Consider the following 17,882-nt stretch of genomic DNA (forward strand, 5'->3'; position numbering starts at 1 on the left):
CCGGCACGCCTTCTAGTCTGTGGCCAACAAATCTCGGCGTGAGTATGTCGCGTATAAGAAAAGCAGGAGACCCAATGCCGGGCGCTGGACGTTCAATTCTAATTGTTGATGACAGCAAGAATATACGCGCACATCTGAGCGTGATTCTTGCTACCTCCAACTACACGTTTCTTGAAGCAGAAGGTGGTGAAACCGCCCTTTCCATTCTTCACAAGCGGCATGTTGACCTCGTCCTGCTCGATATGGAAATGCCTGGACTGTCAGGCCTGCGGACCCTGTCAGAGTTGCGCAAATTCTGGCAGGGGCCCGTCATAATCGTGTCGGGTGTCAATGCTGTGTCCTCCAAGGTCGATGCGTTCGACGGCGGCGCCAACGACTATGTGGAGAAGCCCTTCAACAACACGGAACTGCTCGCGCGTATAAAAGCGAATCTGCGCAAGCGCAGCGATAGAAAGATCATTGATGGTGCGACGATTGAGCTCGATGCTTCCCTTGGAATGATACGGAAAGGCGGAAAACCCATTCGGTTATCGCGCATGGAAGCGGTTCTGATGATTGCGCTCGCGCGCCGCGACAGCATGGCCGTTAGCCCGGCCGACCTTGCCATAGAATTATGGGGACGGGATGATGAGCATACCAGGCACACCCTTCGGGTCCTGGTGCGCAAGTTGCGCGTGAAAGTGGAGAAAGATCCGGAAGATCCGAAGATCATTCTTACTAGCAAGGCCGGCTATCGCATCGCGATGGGAGAAAGCCCCGAGACTACCGCCGCCCAGAAACCGTGATGGGTCTGCGTCTGGTGACTTCATGTATCCATCCTCGGGAGTTATTCAGGGGTCATGAAAACACAGCGCACCTCACAATACCGCGACAGGATGCCAGCCTGGGATTTCTCCGCGATCATCGTCGTCATGCCGGGCCTGCTTTGCCGCTCGGAATGGAGCCCAATCCGCCAGGTATTCGTTCAAAAGATGCGAGACGGCCTCACCAGCACCTTGAATGCCTTTAAGGGAAAAACCTGCGGCCTGGTGATGGATATGGATATCCTTCAGATAGGCTCGCATCCCGTGCTCGAACATGCATTCCGCGCCCTCATGAACCGAACAGACAATCATGTGGCCGTATATGCCGATCGCATTGATGAACGCGATAAATCCTGCTCGGCGCTGGCGATCTCGCTCGACCTCATCCGCACTTTGGGCCTGCGGCCAGGCCATGATGTCATCTGCCTCACCGGCGCCGGATGGGATGGTACTGACCAGCCCATGGATTTGCTGAGTTATGCCTTCCGTGGCCTGGGATTCCAGACGGTTCTGGATCCGAATGTGCGTCTCGTAAATGCGGAAGAGTATCGCAGGCGGGCGTGAGATGGTGTCAAAGCCTTCGTCACGCACTTTCCGTTAGCTCAAAAATCTGACGCTACGCCGCGCTACCTAGCGGTACGCCCGATCGATTGCAAAGAAGCTGTAAAAGACCGCAAAAGCCGCCAGAGCAAGCCCGAATCCCTGCAATATGACATCCTCGGCCTAAGATGCCATGACAATACCCAGCATGCCGAGCAGAATCAGAAACTCGGCCATAAGCGCATAACCAAACGATTCATCGGTTTTCATTTTTTCTCTCCTTCGCGCAATCGCGCATCAGCATCTGTCTCAATCTGAACAATTTCTCGGAATATCTGTTCATTTATTCTGGCACGCTCCCGTGCATCAGAGATGGCACGCTGTGCACCGAGCCGTTCAGTTCAGAGAAGATCTGCACATCCGGGATTAACCGCTTGGCCCTAGTGTCATCTAGGTGTAATTAAACTGTAACAATCCGATTTGGCTCTTAAGGTATCAGTAAAAATGGCGATTTTCCGCGATCCGGACCCCGATCCCGATTCTCCTGCGCTGGACGCTGGCGCGCCCTCCGTCTCCCCGTCGCGCCATATCCGGGGGGCCGCGCAATGAACCCTGCCACCACTCCAGGCGCGACCGAACTCCTCCTCAATCTGGCCGCCGGCGTGGCGCTGCTGCTCTGGGGCGTGCGCATGGTGCGCACCGGCATGACGCGCGCCTTCGGCGCCTCGCTCCGACGCTACCTGAGCGGCGCCATGCGCAACCGCGTCCATGCCTTCCTCGCCGGCATCGGCGTCACGGCATTGCTGCAGTCGAGCACCGCCACCGCGATGATCGTTTCCTCCTTTGCCGGCCGCGGCCTGATCGTCGGCGGGGCGGCGATTGCCGTGCTGCTCGGCGCCGGCATCGGCACCTCGATCACTGCGCAGTATCTCTCGCTCGACCTGCACTGGCTCGGGCCGCTCTGCATCGTCTTCGGCGTCATCGGTTTCCTGTCGTCGGAAGGCGGCATGCTGCGCCATGGCGGCCGCCTGCTGATCGGCCTCGGCCTGATGCTGCTGTCGCTGGAGATGATCATCGGCGCTTCCGCGCCGCTGCGCGATTCGCCCGGCCTCAGCATCGTGATGTCGCCGCTGGAGCGCGAACCGATCCTCGCCATCATCCTGTTCGCGATCCTGACCTGGATCAGCCATGCCAGCCTCGCCACCGTGTTGCTGGCCGCCGCCATGGCGAAAGCCGGCACCATCGATGGCAGTCTGGCGATCGCCCTGATCGTCGGCGCCAATCTCGGCACGGCGATTTCGCCGCTGCTGGCGTCCAGTGGCGAACCGCCCGCCGCCCGCCGCGCCCAGCTTGCCAACCTGATCACCCGCGTGCTCGCCACCGTGGCCGTGCTGCCGTTCATCGCCCAGCTGCCGCAATGGCTGAGCGTCTTCGGCGCCGATCCGGCGCGCATGGCGGTGAATGCCCATACCGCCTTCAATATCGCCATCGCCCTGGTCTTCCTGCCGCTGACCACACCGCTGGACCGTCTGGCCAGGCGCATCATGCCCGACCTGCCCACTGTCGACGACGGCAGCAAGCCGCGTTACCTGGATCATTCCGCACTCGACACGCCGACTGCGGCCCTGGCCGGCGCGGCGCGCGAGACGCTGCGTTTAAGCGATGCCGTGGCGCGCATGCTGGACGACACCATGACGGTGTTCACCAAGGACGATGCCAAGCTGAAAAAGGCCGTGGAGCAGGCCGACGACGCGGTGGATGGCCTCTATGAGGCGATCAAGCTGTATCTCACCGAGCTGAGCAAGCATGGCCTGGATGAGGCCGAGAGCCGGCGTTACGTGGAGGTGCTGACCTTCACGACGAATCTGGAGCATATCGGCGACATCATCGACAAGAACCTGATGGATCTGGCCCAGAAGAAGATCAAGAACAAGCTGACTTTCTCGAAGGAAGGCCTGGCCGAACTGACCGACTTCCATCATCGCGTCGCTGCCAACCTGCAGATGGCCTGCAACCTGTTCATGTCGGGCGACGTGAAACTGGCGCGCCAGCTTCTGAAGGAAAAGGCCGACCTGCGCGAGGCCGAGCAGATCGCCGCCGAGCATCATTACCAGCGCATCCGCGACGGCCGCTCGGAAAGCATCGAGACCAGCGCCATCCATCTCGACCTGATCCGTGACCTCAAGCGCATCAACAGCCACCTGACCGCAGTGGCCTATCCGATCCTGGAACAGTCGGGCGAGCTGTCGGCAACGCGGCTGCGCGCCGAAGAGCGGCTGGATCGCAGCTCGACCGAAACGGCAAAATCGGCCGGCCGCGCCAGCCTGGCCTGACCGGACGGTTTATGCGTCGGCGGTCATGGATGTTGGCCGCTGCCGCGTCAGCCGCCACAGCAGCCAGGCGGCAAGCAGCACATTCACCAGGTTCCAGCCGATCCCGTTGACCAGGGCTGCCTGGTACGAGCCAGTGAAGTCGTAGATCTTGCCCGACATCCAGCCGCCCAGCGCCATGCCGGCGAGCGTCGAGGAAATCGCCAGGCTGACGCGCAGGCCGGCCTGGCCGGCGGGAAACAGTTCGCGCACGATGAAGGCATAGCTCGGCACGATGCCGCCTTGCACCAGGCCGAACATCGCCGAAATCACATAGAGCGACATCAGCCCGTCGAACGGCAGGTAGAGCGACAGCGCGATCATCTGCAGGGTCGAGCCAAGCAGCAGGGTCGCCAGCCCGCCGATCTTGTCGCAAATCCAGCCGGACGCCAGACGGCTGACGATGCCGAATCCCAGCATCAGCGACAGCATTTCGGCGCCGCGCGCCGGGCCGTAACCCAAATCGACGCAATAGGCGACGATATGCACCTGCGGCATCGACATGGCGACGCAGCAGCCCAGCCCCATGAGAACAATCAGGCCCTGCAGCATGTTGGGCCGCAGGCCAAGCGGCCGCACGAAGCCGGCCGTGGCGGCAGCCGTCGCCACCTTCAGCGCCGGCGGCCGGCGGCGCAGCAGCAGCGCCAGCGGCAGCAGCGTGACCAGGCAGAACAGGCCGACATAGAAATGTGTGTCGCGCCAGCCGATGGTGGAAATGAAATGCTCCAGCACCGGCGGCCAGATCGTGCCGGCGACATAGTTGCCGCTGGCGCAGAGCGCGATCGCCAGACCTCTCCGCCGGTCGAACCACAGCGAGGTGTCGGCCAGCAGCGGTGCGAAGAAGGCCGCGCTGCCCATCAGGCCCATCAGGCCGCAGATCACGGCGAAGACCAGGAAGCTCGGCGCCTGCGCAGCGGCAACATATCCCGCCGACATGGTCAAGGTCGCCAGCACCACCGGCCAGATGATGCCGCGCTTGTCGGCCAGCCGTCCGGCCAGAATGCTGCCGAAGACAAAGCCGATCATGGTCAGCGTGTAAGGCAGCGCGGCCTCGGCGCGGGTGATGCCGAAATCCGCCTGTACGGCCGGCACAACGACGACGGGCGACCACATGCCGACGCCGCCGATGGTGCCGATCACCATAGCGACAACGAGACGCATCCAGGCATAGGAGGATTCGATATCGTCGGCGGTCGCCGTCTGTACGGTCATTGTTTTTACGTTTCCTGCCCTGGACTGAAAAGTGACGCGGACTAGTCGACGATGAACAGCTTTGCTCCCGTGGCGGTGCGCGAGCGGTGCGGCTCGGCATTGTCAGCCACCTGGTAGGACTGCCCGGCCGTCATGGTGAAAACACGGCCGTCTTCAAGCTCGGTCTCCAGCTCGCCTTCCAACACGAACAGGATATGCCCCTTCACGCACCAGTGGTCGGCCAGGTAGCCCGGCGTGTAATCGACGCGGCGCACCCGGATGCCGCCGAAGGTCTGCGTGCGCCAGGTGGCGCTGCCGGTTTCGCCCTTGTGATGGGTGGGCTCGATCTTCGACCAGTCGGTGGTGCCGAAGGGAATCTGGGACATCTGCATGGGGACGCTCCGTGGCGGGATCAATCCGCTTCTAGTCCTGCATTCCACGGAAATCCAGCGCAGAATTGTCGGGCGACAATCACCAGCCCAGTTGCCGGCTCGCCAGGTCCTTCATGATTTCCTCGGTGCCGCCGCCGATGGCGTTCACTTTGACTTCTCTATAGATGCGCTCGGACTTGGCGCCGCGCATGAAGCCGGCGCCGCCGAGGATCTGCACGGCTTCCGAGGCGCAGAAGGCCATGGTCTGGGTCGCCTGGTTCTTCAGCATGCACAATTCGGCAATCGGGCTTTCGCCCTGGTCGAGCGCCCAGGCCACGCGCTCGAGGAACGCCTGGCTTGCCTCGATCCGCTGCGCCATGTCGACCAGCTTGTGCCGCAGCACCTGATGGCCGATCAGGCGTTTGCCGAAGGCCTCGCGCTGGCGCGCATAGTCCAGCGCCTCGTCGTAAGCCGTGCGAGCGAAGCCGATGGCGCTGGCCGAAAGTCCCAGCCGCTCGTCGTTGAAATTCAGCATGATGCCGCGGAAGCCCTGATTCTCCGCGCCGATCAGGTTTTCCACCGGCACGCGGCAATCGTCAAAATGCAGCGTCGCGGTATCCGAGGCCCACCAGCCCATCTTTTTCAGTGGCGTGCGGCTGAATCCCGGCGTGTCGCGCTCGATCAGCAGCAGCGAGATGCCGCCCATGCCGGCCTCGCCGGTACGCACCGCCACGGTGTAGAAATCGGCACGCATGCCGGAGGTGATGAAGGTTTTCTCGCCGCGCACCACGTAATGGTCGCCGTCTTTCTTTGCCGTGGTCTTCAGGTTGGCGACATCCGAGCCGCCCGAAGGCTCGGTGATCGCCAGCGCCGAAATCTTCTCACCGGCCAGCACCGCCGGCAGCACCCGGCGCTTGAGATGCTCCGACCCGAGTTTGGCAATCGGCGGGGTGCCGATGGTATGGCTCATCAACGATGCCGCCACGCCGCCCGAGCCGGTGCGCGCCAGCTCCTGGCCGAGGATCACCGCGTAGAAGCGGTCGGCGGCGATGCCGCCATACTCCTCGGGGAAATTGAGCTGCAGCATGCCGACGCCGGCGGCTTTTTTATAGAGCGCGCGCGGAAATTCCCCGGCCTCGTCCCACTGATCGACGAAAGGCGCGATCTCCTTCGTCACGAAACGGCGGAGCTGGTCGCGGAAGGCCTCATGATCGGCCGTGTAATAGGGCGAGGCCATCAGCATTGGTCAGCGCCCGCCGCCATTATCCGCAGGAGAGGCCGAGGGCGGCCGCAGCCGCGCCATGAGCACGATATCATCGTAATGGCCGTCCAGCTTGCGGGCCCGGGTCTTCACGCCTTCGGTGGTGAAGCCGAACTTGCGATACAATCCGATGGCGCCGGTGTTGGAGGCGTAGACCTGCAGCTCGATCCGTTCGAGGCCGACGCGGCCCGACCAGTCGAAACAGGCCTGCATCATCTGAGTGCCCAGGCCCTTGCCGCGATACTGCTCGACCAGGCCCATGCCGAGGATGCCGACATGGCCGAAACCAGGCCGGTTCGGATTGTCAGGCGCCACATGGATGTTGCACCAGCCGACCACGGTATCGATGGGATCGACCGCCACCACGAAGGGCAGCTGCCGCTGCAGCATGGCCTTGATGTAGAAACGCGCCTCGTGTTCCGACGGCGCCTCGGTGAAGGCGATGAACAGGCGTTCGCGCGCCACCTGGTCGAGGCAGGCGCGATAAGACGGGGCATCATCCTCGCAGAGAGGGCGCACCCGTGCCGGCAGGACATCCATCTTGCTCATCGAGCTAATCCGCGGCCGTCAGCGCGGCCAGCAACTGCCGTGTCGCCACCTGGTCGCCCACCTTGACCGGCAGGCGCTCTACCAGGCCGTCGATGCGGGCCACCATTTCATGCTGCATTTTCATAGCTTCCATGATCACCAGACGCTGGCCGCGCGCAACCCTCTCGCCCTCGACCGCCAGCACGGCCACGATCTTGCCGTTCATCGGCGCCCGCAGCTCACGTTCGGCTGCCGCCTCGTTCCCGGCCGGCGGCACCCAGGTCAGGTCACGGCAGGCCAGCGATGCCGCATCGCAACACAGGTGCAGATCATCGCCGGCAAAAGCGAAGGCGATACTGCGCTCTATGCCTTCGGCGCCAATACGGATCGTCCCCGACTCTCGTCGCGTAATCGTGCAGGTGACGCCGTCCACACGATACCGCTCCGGCCCCGCCACACCGACGCTGAGCCTGCGCCTGCTCTCGCCCCAGCCAAGCAGCACCGGCCAGTCAAAGGCGCCGGTGGAGGACCAGGCCCTCGCCGGATCATGGCCGTTGGCAGCGGCCGAGCGCTCGAACCACAGCAGGGCGGCCGCACGCAACAGCGTTTCATCGGGCGGCAGCGCGGCGATGCTTGCAAAATGTTGCGGAATAAATCGCGTGGTCGCTGCGCCGGCAGCAAAGACCGGATGCGCCAGCAGGTCGATCAGGAAGGCCCGGTTGGTCTCCAGTCCCAGCACCACCGTATGGTCCAGCGCCGCGATCAGACGGCGACGGGCCTCCTCGCGGCTGTCGCCATGGGCGATCACCTTGGCGATCATCGGATCGTAAAACGGCGTGATCGCCTGGCCATCGCCATGCAGGCCATGGTCGGTGCGCAGGCCCTCGCCTTCCGGTGGCTGCCAGCGCAGCAACTGCCCAGCCTGCGGCAGGAAGCCGGCATGGGGCGCCTCGGCATAGAGCCGCACCTCGATGGCATGGCCGTTGAATGTCACGTCTGCCTGTGTCAGCGGCAGCGGCCGGCCGGCCGCGACCTGAATCTGCAAGGCGACAAGATCAAGTTCCGTCACCATCTCGGTGACCGGATGCTCGACCTGCAGCCGCGTGTTCATTTCCAGGAAGTAGAAGCTCTTGCCGTCGGCATCGAGCAGGAATTCCACCGTGCCGGCGCCGACATAGCCAATCGCCTTCGCTGCCGCCACCGCAGCGGCGCCCATCTTTTCCCTCAGGGCCGCATCCACGGCCGGCGAGGGCGCTTCCTCGATAACTTTCTGATGCCTGCGCTGCACGCTGCAATCGCGCTCGCCCAGATGGATCGTGTTTCCTTTAGTATCGGCAAAGACCTGGATTTCGACATGGCGGCCGTCGACCACGGCTTTTTCCAGGATCAGCTCGCCGGAACCGAAAGCGTTTTCCGCTTCGGCACGCGCGGTGGCAATCGCATGGGGCAGGTCGGCCTTGTCCGTTACCAGACGCATGCCGCGTCCGCCACCGCCGGCCGCTGCTTTCACCATCACCGGCAAGCCGATCTTTGCCGCTTCCGCGACCAGCGCGGCATCGCTTTGATCCGCGCCCTGATAGCCCGGCACGCAGGGGACATTGGCCGCGATCATGCGCTGCTTCGCCGCCGCCTTGTTGCCCATGGCGGCAATGGCTGCGGCTGGCGGCCCGATGAAGACCAGCCCGGCATCGGCGCAGGTTTTGGCGAACTCCGCATTCTCCGACAGGAAGCCATAGCCCGGATGCACGGCCTGCGCACCACTCTGCTTTGCCGCGGCCAGGATCGCATCGATATTGAGATAGCTCTGCTTCGCATCAGAGGGGCCGATGCAGACTGCCGCATCGGCCATCTGCGTGTGCAGCGCACCGGCATCGGCCTCGGAATAGACCGCCACCGTGCGATACCCGAGCGCACGGGCCGAACGGATCACCCGGCAGGCGATCTCGCCGCGATTGGCGATCAGGATGGTGGTGAAAGACGCCACTTACGACTTCTTCTTGCCTGGCAGGATGCCCATGTATTTCGAGATGATCCCCAGCATCACCTCGTCGGCGCCACCGCCGATGGAGGCCAGCCGGCTGTCGCGATAGGCGCGGCTGATCGGCGTTTCGTTCATGAAGCCCATGCCGCCGAAATACTGCAGGCAGGCATCGGTGATCTCGCGCGCCAGCCGGCCGGCCTTCAGCTTGGCCATGGAGGCCAGCATGGTGACGTCCTCACCCTTGAGCATGAGATCGGCGGCGCGATAGCTGATCGAACGCAGCAGCTCGACCTCAGTGCGCAGTTCGGCCAGGCGGAAATGCACCACCTGGTTGTCGAGGATCGACTGACCGAAGGCCTTGCGCTGGCGGGTGTAATCGATCGTCTCGTCGATATGGCGGTCGAAGGCCAACAGCGAGGAGAAGGCGCACCACAGCCGCTCCTCCTGGAACTGCTGCATCTGGTAGACGAAGCCATGGCCTTCCTGGCCGATCAGATAGCGCTGCGGGATGCGCACGTCATCCAGATAGACCTGCGCGGTATCCGAGCTGCGCATGCCCATCTTGTCGAGCTTGCGGGCGATCGACACGCCCTTGGTCTTCATCGGCAGGCAGAGCAGCGACTTGTTCTGATGGATCGGGCCCTCGCCGGTATTGGCGAGCAGGCACATCCAGTCGGCCTGGGTGCCATTGGTGGTCCACATCTTGCCGCCGTTGATGACGTAATCGCCGCCGTCTTTTCTGGCCGTGGTCTTGATGCCGGCCACATCGGAACCGGCGCCGACTTCCGACACGCCGAGGCAGACCACCTGGTCACCGGCAATCGCGGGCGCGAGAAACTCTTTTCGCAATTCATCCGAGCCGAAGCGGCTGAGCGCTGGCGTGCCCATATCGGTCTGCACGCCGATGCCCATCGGCACGCCGCCGCAATTCATATGGCCGAGCGCTTCGATCATCACCAGCTGGTAGGAGTAATCGAGGCCGAGGCCGCCATATTCCACCGGCTTGTTGATACCGAGGAATCCGAGATTGCCCATCTTCTTGAACAGCTCGTGCGCCGGAAACGCGCCATCACGCTCCCATTCCTCGACATGGGGATTGACCTCCGCGTCGATGAACTTGATCAGGTTGCGGCGCAGGCCTTCATGTTCCTGGGTGAATTCCATGGCTAGATCCTCCTCACATGCGGGCGATGCCGAAGGCATTCGGCTTGGTGACGCGGGCATCCGCGTCACGACAGATATCGAGGCACAGCGCGAGCACACGACGGCTGTCGCGCGGATCGATCAGGCCGTCGTCCCACAGCCGCGCGGTGGCGAAATAAGCGGTCGATTCCGTCTCCATCTTCTTCACCACATGGGCCTTCATCTTTTCCAGCGCCGCCATATCGGGCTCGGCCCCGGCGCGGCGGAATTTCTCCTCCGCCACAATGCCCAGCACGCCGGCGGCCTGTTCCGGCCCCATCACGGCGATGCGATTGTTGGGCCAGGCGAAGATGAAGCGCGGATCGTAGGCCCGGCCGCACATGCCGTAATTGCCCGCCCCGAAACTGGCGCCGATATGCAGCGTCAGCTTTGGCACGCGCGCATTGGTCACCGCCTGGATCATCTTCGAACCATGCTTGACGATGCCGCCGCGCTCGGCCTCCTTGCCCACCATGTAGCCGGTGGTGTTCTGCAGGAACACGATCGGCATGTCGGCCTGGTCGCAGAGCTGGATGAACTGCGCCGCCTTCACGGCGCCTTCGGTATCGATGGGGCCGTTATTGCCAATCAGGCCGATGGCCTCGCCCTCGATGCTGGCTTGGCCGCAGACGGTATGAACGCCGTAGGACGCCTTGAAATCGGTGAAGTCGCTGGCATCGACCAGGCGCGCGATCACCTCACGCACATCATAGGGCTTGCGGTAATCCACCGGCACCACGCCGCAGAGTTCGTCACTGTCGTAGGCCGGCGCCGTCCACGCCTTCTTCCGGAGCTGCGGCCCGCGCTCGTTCCACGGCAGCCTGGCCAAAATCTCGCGCGCGATGCGCAACCCGTCGGCATCGTCCTCGGCTATGAATTCGGCCACGCCGGACACCGTGGTGTGCATCTCGGCGCCGCCGAGTTCTTCATCGGTGGCGATCTCGCCGGTGGCGGATTTGAGCAGCGGCGGTCCGGCGAGGAAGATTTTCGCCCGGCCTTTCACCACCACCACATAATCGCTCAGGCCCGGGATATAGGCGCCGCCCGCCGTGCTGGAGCCATGCACCACGGTCACCTGCGGAATGCCGGCCGCCGACAGGCGGGCCTGGTTGGCGAAGCCGCGCCCGCCATCGACGAAAATCTCGGCCTGGTAATTGAGATTGGCGCCGCCGGATTCGACCAGGTTCACCACCGGCAGCTTGTTGCGATAGGCGATCTCCTGGGCGCGCAGGCTTTTGCGCAGGCCCATCGGCGCAATCGTGCCGCCCTTGATGCCACTGTCAGACGCCGTGACCAGGCAGCGGATGCCGGCAATGCTGCCGATGCCGGCAATGAAGCCGCCGCCCATGATATTCTCGGCACCGTCGTCATCGTGCATCTGGTAGCCGCAGAGCGTCGAGATTTCCAGGAATGGCGCACCGCGATCCAGCAGATGGGCGATGCGGTCGCGCGGCGTGATCTGGCCGCGCTTCTCGAACACCGGCCGGCGCGCGTTGGAGGTGTCGCGCACGCGCTGCTCCAGAGCACGGAACCCCTCGACCAGCGCCAGCATGTCGGCGCGATTCTGCCGGTAGCCTTCCGACGCCGTCTCAATCTGCGACCGGATCAGCGCCATCTCAGCCCTCTTTCAGCACGTCCGGCATCACCGAACGGTGGAAACCGTCGAAGGCCTGCGACTTGCCATGCTTTGGCAACGGGTAATGCCGGCGTGCATTGGGTACTGCCCCATCCACGCGGAGCGTCGTGCCGCTGATGAAGCTCGCCGCCGGCGACAGCAGGTAGACGATGGCGGCCGAGACCTCGGCCTCTGTCCCCAGGCGCTGCAGCGGCACATGATTGCGCATGTCGCGGATCAGCGGCTTCATCCAGTCTGGATAGGTGTCCATGCCACTGGAGGCGATCCAGCCCGGTGCCACCGCATTGACGCGTACGCCGCTGACACCCCATTCGCAGGCGGCCGTTTCGGTGAAGTTGACCATGCCGGCGCGCGCCGCGCCGGAATGTCCCATATTGGGCATGCCCATCCACATATCGGCGACGATGTTGACGATGCTGCCGCCATGATCGGCCATCCATTGCGTGTAGCATTCCCGCGCCATCAGGAAGCCGCCGGTGAGGTTGTTGCGCACCACGGCATCCCAGCCCTTCTGCGAGGTCTGGGCCAAGGGTGCCGGGAACTGCCCACCGGCATTGTTGACCAGGCCGTCGATGCGGCCGAACTGCACCAGCGTCGCCTTCACGGTTTCGGCCACGGCTGCTTCCTCGCGGATGTCGCAGCTGAAGCAGGCGACTTCCGCCCCGGGATTGTCGCTGCGCAGCTCGTTGGCCACCGTCTGCAGCTTGTCGATCTTGCGGCCGATCAGCGCCAGCCTGGCGCCAAGCCGGCTGAGCTCATGCGCGGTGCAACGCCCGATGCCCGAGCCGCCACCGGTGACAATGATCACCTGGCCGGCGAACAACGCATCGCGGAAAACCGACTGATACGGCATCGGATGTTTCGCTCCCTGTACGCAGCACTCTGCATATGCTGTCGCGTGTTGTTTTCTTTATGAGAGGAACGCTACTTGACGCTTACGTCAACGTCAATATAGGGTGCGAAAAACCCGCATGGCGCTTGACCTTACGTCAATTCCATTGCGCAGTAGCATCACAGGGAAAACGGGGAGCTTTCACCATGTCGCTCGAACAGATCACCCAGCAGATGGCCCAGCGCGTGAAGCCGGGTGCGCTCGACGCCACCGTGAAATTCGATTTCGGTGATGACGGCATGATCTTCATCGACGGCAATGCCGGCACGGTGAGTAACGAGGATGCCGAAGCCGACTGCACCATCACCATGTCGCTCGACAATTTCGTCGCCCTGGCCGGCGGCGACCTCGATCCCACCACGGCCTTCATGATGGGCAAGCTCAAGGTGAAGGGCAGCATGGGCGTTGCCATGAAGCTGCAATCGATCCTAGGCTGAACCATACCCCTGCCGTCATGCCACGCTTGCGTGGCATCCATGTCTCTTCATCAATCGAAGTCGTGGATACCACCGCTGCGCGATGGCATGACAGCGGCGTTCGGCCGCCTTACGCCGTCTTGTCCGGGCCGCCCAGCTTGCCCTGGGACGGGCGAGCAAACCAGAACAGCGCCGCGAAGCCGAGAATCAGCAACAGCTGAAGCCCGAGCGCCTGCAGACTGGGATTGACGCCAACCCGCACCATCCAGTCGGGCAGCGCCACTGGGTCGGCGGGCAACCAGCCGACAATCTGGAATTCATCGATGGCGACGCCGACAAAGCGCAGGCCGAGCACGAAGAGAAACAGCGACGTGACGGCAAACAGCGGCCGCAGCGGCAGGCGCAGCGCCAGCCGCGTCATCGCCCAGTAGCAGACAACCAGCGCCAGCAGCGCCGCAACGCTGCCAAAGATCACGGCCGGCAGCGCGCCGATCTCGTCATCGGTGGCGGCATAGAGGAACAGGATCGTCTCGGCGCCCTCGCGGAACACGGCCAGGAAGGCGATCAGGCCCAGCATGAAAGAACTGTCGGCTTCCAGGGCACCGCCCACCTTCTGCTCCAGATGGCGCTGCCAGGCCTGCAGGTTGCGGAACCGCCAGAGCCAGGCGCTGACATGGAACAGCAGCAGGGCGACGCAGAGCATGATGACGGCTTCGGTCAGGTCGTCGATATTGGCAAAAACTTCCTCGAACACCCAGGCGGCCACCAGGCTGGCCAGCAGGGCCAGGCCGCCGCCCCAGACCAGCGCCTTCAGGCGGTGGCTTTCGCCCGCCCGCATCAGGAAGGCGGCCAGCGCGGCGATCACCAGCAGCGCCTCCAGACCCTCGCGGAGCACAATGACAAAGGTCAGGGAGGCGACATGGAGCATGAACGGGCCGGCCGGGTCAGATTTCCCTGTCAGTATAATCGTTAAACGGGCAAAACCCATCCTTTCCGCCCCGGACCCCGCCACGCTGCTGCCGGGCCCCGGAAAATTCTGCCAAGTCATTGTTCGGAAAAGGGTTATCCGCCTTGGCTGGGGCACCCCTTTGGGATACTCTCCCGGCCCAGAATGCGTGCCCGGTTGTCTTTTTGTTGCAGGCAGCCCCGGCCGTCCGACCCGATTAAAGCTGATTTCCGAGGGGATTCATGTCCAATCCGCAACCGCTCATGCAGGGCAAGCGTGGCCTGATCATGGGCGTCGCCAATGATCGTTCGCTGGCCTGGGGCATTGCCAAGGCTTTGCACGAGCATGGCGCCGAACTGGCCTTCACCTATCAGGGCGAGGCGCTGGAAAAACGCGTGAAGCCCCTGGCCGCCACCATCGGCGCCGAACATGTGCTGGAATGCGACGTCACCAATCCCGCCTCGATCGATTCCACCTTCGCCGCGCTGGAGAAGGCCTGGGGCAAGATGGACTTCCTGGTCCATGCCATCGGCTTCTCCGATAAGAACGAGCTGAAGGGTCGCTATATCGACACCAGCTTCGACAATTTCGCGCTGACCATGAATGTCAGCTGCTACAGCTTCACCGCTGTGATGCAGCGCGCCGAAAAGCTGATGACCGATGGCGGCGCGGCGATCACCCTGACCTATTACGGCGCCGAGCGCGTCATGCCGCATTACAATGTGATGGGCGTGGCGAAAGCAGCCCTTGAAGCCAGCGTGCGCTATCTCGCCGCCGATCTCGGCCGCAAGAATATCCGCGTCAACGCCATCTCGGCCGGCCCGATCAAGACCCTGGCCGCCAGCGGCATCGGCGATTTCCGCGCCATCCTGCGGTGGAACGAACTGAACGCGCCGTTGCGCCGCAATGTCACCATCGAGCAGGTCGGTGGCGCCGGCCTGTATCTGCTGAGCGATCTCGGTGCCGGCGTGACGGGCGAGACCCATCATGTCGACAGCGGCTATCACAGCGTCGGCATGGTGGCGGTGGATCAGGCGCCGCAGGTCGCCGAACTGCTGCTGTCGCTCAAGAAGGGCGAGTAAGCAGGCGCCCATGTGGGATAGCAGTCATGTCCGATAACAGTTTCGGCCGGCTGTTCCGCGTCACCACCTGGGGCGAAAGCCATGGCCCGGCCCTGGGCTGCGTCATCGACGGTGCGCCGCCGCGCATCAGCCTGACCGAAGCCGATATCCAGGACTGGATGGACAAGCGCAAACCCGGCACGTCGCGGTTTGTGACCCAGCGCCGCGAACCGGATGCTGTGAAGATTCTGTCTGGCACCTTTGAAGGCCAGACCACCGGCACGCCGATCATGCTGTTCATCGACAATGTCGATCAGCGCAGCAAAGACTACGGCGAGATCATGGACAAATTCCGTCCCGGTCATGCCGACTATACCTACTGGAGCAAATACGGCATCCGCGACTATCGCGGCGGCGGGCGCAGCTCAGCGCGTGAGACGGCGGCCCGCGTTGCTGCCGGCGCGGTGGCGCGCCAGGTGCTGAAGACTCTCATCGGCCCGCAGATGCAGATCCGCGGCGCGCTGGTGCAGATCGGCGAGAAGAAGATCGACGGCTCCACCTGGAGCTGGGACAGCGTGACGCAGAATCCCTTCTGGTGCCCCGACCCGAAAATGGCGCTGGAATGGGAAGATTATCTGGATGAGATCCGCAAGGCGGGCTCGTCGGTTGGCGCCGTGGTCGAACTGCGCGCCAGCGGCATTCCGGCAGGATTGGGCGAGCCGATCTACGGCAAGCTGGATGCCGATCTGGCGGCTGGGATGATGAGCATCAACGCCGTGAAGGGCGTGGAGATCGGCGCGGGGTTTGCCGCCGCCGCGCTTTCGGGCGAGGCCAATGCCGACGAGATGCGGCTCAAGGATGGCAAGGCCGAGTTCCAGTCGAACCAGGCGGGCGGCATCCTCGGCGGCATTTCCACCGGCCAGGAGATTGTCGTGCGCTTCGCCGTGAAGCCGACCTCATCGATCCTCTCGCCCCGCGCCACCGTCGACCGTTTCGGCACTGAAACCGAAATCACCACCAAGGGCCGCCATGATCCCTGCGTCGGCATCCGTGCCGTGCCGGTGGGCGAAGCCATGCTGGCCCTGGTGCTGGCCGACCATCTGCTGCGCCATCGCGGTCAGGTCGGGGGCTTTAAAGACGGCTTCGATAAGCGCTAAGCTTTCCTCCCGCCCAGGAGGAAGACATGGCCAAAGCCAAACCCGCGAAGAAGCCCGCCCCGAAAGCTGTCAGGGCAACCAGGCCGCATGCGCTGAAGATTCCGGTGCCGGCGCGCAACACGCTCGATCCGGCGATCCAGGCCTATTTCGCCAAATGCGATGAGAAGATCGGCTTCGTGCCGAACGTGCTGCTGAGCTACAGCTTCGACGCCAAGAAGCTGCGCGGCTTCACCGAGATGTACAACGAGCTGATGCTCGGCGAGTCGGGGCTCAGCAAACTTGAGCGCGAGATGATCGCCGTGGTGGTCAGCAGCATCAATCACTGCTTCTACTGCCTCACTGCCCATGGCGCCGCCGTGCGCCAGATTTCCGGCGATCCGAAACTGGGCGAACTGATGGTGATGAATTATCGCGCCGCCGATCTGAAGCCGAAGATTCGCGCCGCACTGGACTTCGCCGCCAAGCTGACCGAGACCCCGGCCAAGATCGTGGAAGCCGACCGCGAGGCCCTGCGTAAAGCGGGCTGGAGCGACAAGGACATCTGGGACATCGCGGCGACAGTGAGCTTCTTCAACATGAGCAACCGCATGGCCGCCGCCATCGAGATGGCGCCGAATGACGAATATCACGGCGCGTTTCGGTAAGGCGGCCTGTCAATCGTATGAACCGTCACTCTCGGATTTATTCCGAGGGTCTATCTGCACGTCCAGCGCTGCCAATGGATGGGATGGATCCTCGGGACAAGCCCGAGGATGACGCGTTAGTGTAACGCCATGCTTCGCTTCATCCGCTTCCTCGCCGACCTGATCCGCCGCACCGAACTGCCGCTGCTGCTCGGCTTCGGCTTTGTCACGGCCATGGTCTGGGGCTTCGTTGCCCTGGCCGACGAGATGATCGAAGGCGACACCAGCGACCTCGACCGCAGGCTGCTGCTCGCCTTGCGCAATCCGTCCGACCTCTCCGATCCGCTTGGGCCACCCTGGTTCGAGGAGATGGTGCGCGACATCACCGCCTTTGGCAGCACCGGGCCGCTGGCCTTCATCGCACTGGCAGCCCTGGGCTGGCTGCTGCTGCTGCGCAAATACCGCACAGTGCTGCTGGTGCTGCTGGCGCTGGGTGGCGGCCAGCTGCTGTCACGACTGCTGAAATTCGGCTTCGACCGGCCGCGACCCGACCTGGTGCCCCATGGCATGAGCGTCTACACCGAGAGCTTCCCCTCGGGCCATGCCATGATGGCGGCGGTCACCTACCTGACGCTTGCCGCCCTGCTGGCCCGCAGCGCGCAGAACCGCCGGCTCAAGCTGTTCCTGCTGATCCTGGCCATCCTGCTCACCATGCTGGTGGGAGCGAGCCGCGTCTATCTCGGCGTGCACTGGCCGAGCGACGTGCTGGGCGGCTGGATCGCCGGCAGCGCCTGGGCGGCGCTGTGCTGGTTGCTGGCGCTTGCCCTGCAGCGGCGCGGCAATATCGAGCCGCCCTCGGCGGCGGCACCCGATGGCGCCGGCGACAAGCCGGCTTGACCTGACCCGGGCGGAAAGCCGACAGTAG

The 17,882-nt window shown here is 63.5% G+C and carries 17 protein-coding genes; 8 read left to right on the plus strand and 9 right to left on the minus strand.

The genetic code is table 11. From position 1 onward, the window contains the following. Positions 1 to 74: 74 nt before the first annotated feature. From AC1ROT_RS09655 to AC1ROT_RS09665, 3 genes are all read left to right on the plus strand, one after another. On the plus strand, positions 75 to 785 hold the full coding sequence (locus tag AC1ROT_RS09655; protein WP_492998677.1) for a response regulator transcription factor: 711 nt from the start codon (positions 75 to 77) through the stop codon (positions 783 to 785). A gap of 54 nt (positions 786 to 839) precedes the next feature. Then, positions 840 to 1,367, plus strand: coding sequence for a hypothetical protein (locus AC1ROT_RS09660; RefSeq protein WP_492998678.1), 528 nt, complete (start codon positions 840 to 842; stop codon positions 1,365 to 1,367). Positions 1,368 to 1,948: 581 nt separating this feature from the next. Beyond that, a complete protein-coding gene (locus AC1ROT_RS09665) occupies positions 1,949 to 3,676 on the plus strand; it encodes a Na/Pi cotransporter family protein (protein WP_492998680.1) in 1,728 nt (575 codons plus the stop codon). Positions 3,677 to 3,685: 9 nt separating this feature from the next. Here the strand turns inward: AC1ROT_RS09665 and AC1ROT_RS09670 are convergent, their stop codons facing one another. From AC1ROT_RS09670 to AC1ROT_RS09705, 8 genes are all read right to left on the minus strand, one after another. After that, complete coding sequence (locus AC1ROT_RS09670; RefSeq protein ID WP_492998682.1) at positions 3,686 to 4,924, minus strand: MFS transporter; 1,239 nt, start codon at positions 4,922 to 4,924, stop codon at positions 3,686 to 3,688. A 41-nt stretch (positions 4,925 to 4,965) separates the two neighbouring features. Further along, positions 4,966 to 5,295 carry a DHCW motif cupin fold protein gene (locus tag AC1ROT_RS09675; protein ID WP_492972426.1) on the minus strand — a complete coding sequence of 110 codons (330 nt, stop codon included), beginning with the start codon at positions 5,293 to 5,295 and terminating at the stop codon, positions 4,966 to 4,968. 79 nt (positions 5,296 to 5,374) lie between these two features. Further along, positions 5,375 to 6,517: an acyl-CoA dehydrogenase family protein gene (locus AC1ROT_RS09680; RefSeq protein WP_492998684.1), complete on the minus strand. Its 1,143-nt coding sequence runs from the start codon at positions 6,515 to 6,517 to the stop codon at positions 5,375 to 5,377. Positions 6,518 to 6,520: 3 nt separating this feature from the next. After that, a complete protein-coding gene (locus tag AC1ROT_RS09685; protein ID WP_492972424.1) occupies positions 6,521 to 7,084 on the minus strand; it encodes a GNAT family N-acetyltransferase in 564 nt (187 codons plus the stop codon). Positions 7,085 to 7,088: 4 nt separating this feature from the next. Continuing rightward, entirely contained in the window at positions 7,089 to 9,047 is a 1,959-nt protein-coding gene (locus AC1ROT_RS09690; RefSeq protein WP_492998685.1) for an acetyl/propionyl/methylcrotonyl-CoA carboxylase subunit alpha, read from the minus strand. Next, the gene (locus tag AC1ROT_RS09695) at positions 9,048 to 10,208 is read right to left on the minus strand and encodes an acyl-CoA dehydrogenase family protein (RefSeq protein WP_492998687.1); all 1,161 of its coding nucleotides are present in this window, start codon (positions 10,206 to 10,208) and stop codon (positions 9,048 to 9,050) included. 13 nt (positions 10,209 to 10,221) lie between these two features. Then, complete coding sequence (locus AC1ROT_RS09700; RefSeq protein WP_492998689.1) at positions 10,222 to 11,841, minus strand: acyl-CoA carboxylase subunit beta; 1,620 nt, start codon at positions 11,839 to 11,841, stop codon at positions 10,222 to 10,224. 1 nt (position 11,842) lies between these two features. Beyond that, positions 11,843 to 12,715 (minus strand): SDR family oxidoreductase, encoded by an 873-nt coding sequence (locus tag AC1ROT_RS09705; RefSeq protein ID WP_492972420.1) that lies wholly within the window; start codon positions 12,713 to 12,715, stop codon positions 11,843 to 11,845. 185 nt (positions 12,716 to 12,900) lie between these two features. Here AC1ROT_RS09705 and AC1ROT_RS09710 point away from each other — a divergent pair, with 185 nt between their 5' ends. Further along, positions 12,901 to 13,191, plus strand: coding sequence for an SCP2 sterol-binding domain-containing protein (locus tag AC1ROT_RS09710; protein ID WP_492972419.1), 291 nt, complete (start codon positions 12,901 to 12,903; stop codon positions 13,189 to 13,191). A 109-nt stretch (positions 13,192 to 13,300) separates the two neighbouring features. Here the strand turns inward: AC1ROT_RS09710 and AC1ROT_RS09715 are convergent, their stop codons facing one another. Further along, positions 13,301 to 14,098: an FTR1 family protein gene (locus AC1ROT_RS09715; RefSeq protein WP_492998691.1), complete on the minus strand. Its 798-nt coding sequence runs from the start codon at positions 14,096 to 14,098 to the stop codon at positions 13,301 to 13,303. A 260-nt stretch (positions 14,099 to 14,358) separates the two neighbouring features. Here AC1ROT_RS09715 and fabI point away from each other — a divergent pair, with 260 nt between their 5' ends. The 4 genes from fabI (at position 14,359) to AC1ROT_RS09735 (ending at position 17,854) form a co-directional block, all read left to right on the plus strand. After that, on the plus strand, positions 14,359 to 15,198 hold the full coding sequence (gene fabI / locus AC1ROT_RS09720; RefSeq protein ID WP_492972417.1) for an enoyl-ACP reductase FabI: 840 nt from the start codon (positions 14,359 to 14,361) through the stop codon (positions 15,196 to 15,198). A 26-nt stretch (positions 15,199 to 15,224) separates the two neighbouring features. Next, positions 15,225 to 16,334: a chorismate synthase gene (aroC, locus tag AC1ROT_RS09725; RefSeq protein WP_492972416.1), complete on the plus strand. Its 1,110-nt coding sequence runs from the start codon at positions 15,225 to 15,227 to the stop codon at positions 16,332 to 16,334. Between the two features lie 26 nt (positions 16,335 to 16,360). Beyond that, positions 16,361 to 16,978: a peroxidase-related enzyme gene (locus AC1ROT_RS09730; RefSeq protein WP_492998692.1), complete on the plus strand. Its 618-nt coding sequence runs from the start codon at positions 16,361 to 16,363 to the stop codon at positions 16,976 to 16,978. Positions 16,979 to 17,107: 129 nt separating this feature from the next. Then, on the plus strand, positions 17,108 to 17,854 hold the full coding sequence (locus tag AC1ROT_RS09735) for a phosphatase PAP2 family protein (RefSeq protein ID WP_492998694.1): 747 nt from the start codon (positions 17,108 to 17,110) through the stop codon (positions 17,852 to 17,854). Positions 17,855 to 17,882 lie beyond the last annotated feature (28 nt).

The organism is Ferrovibrio sp. GW821-FHT12E11 (assembly GCF_058806975.1).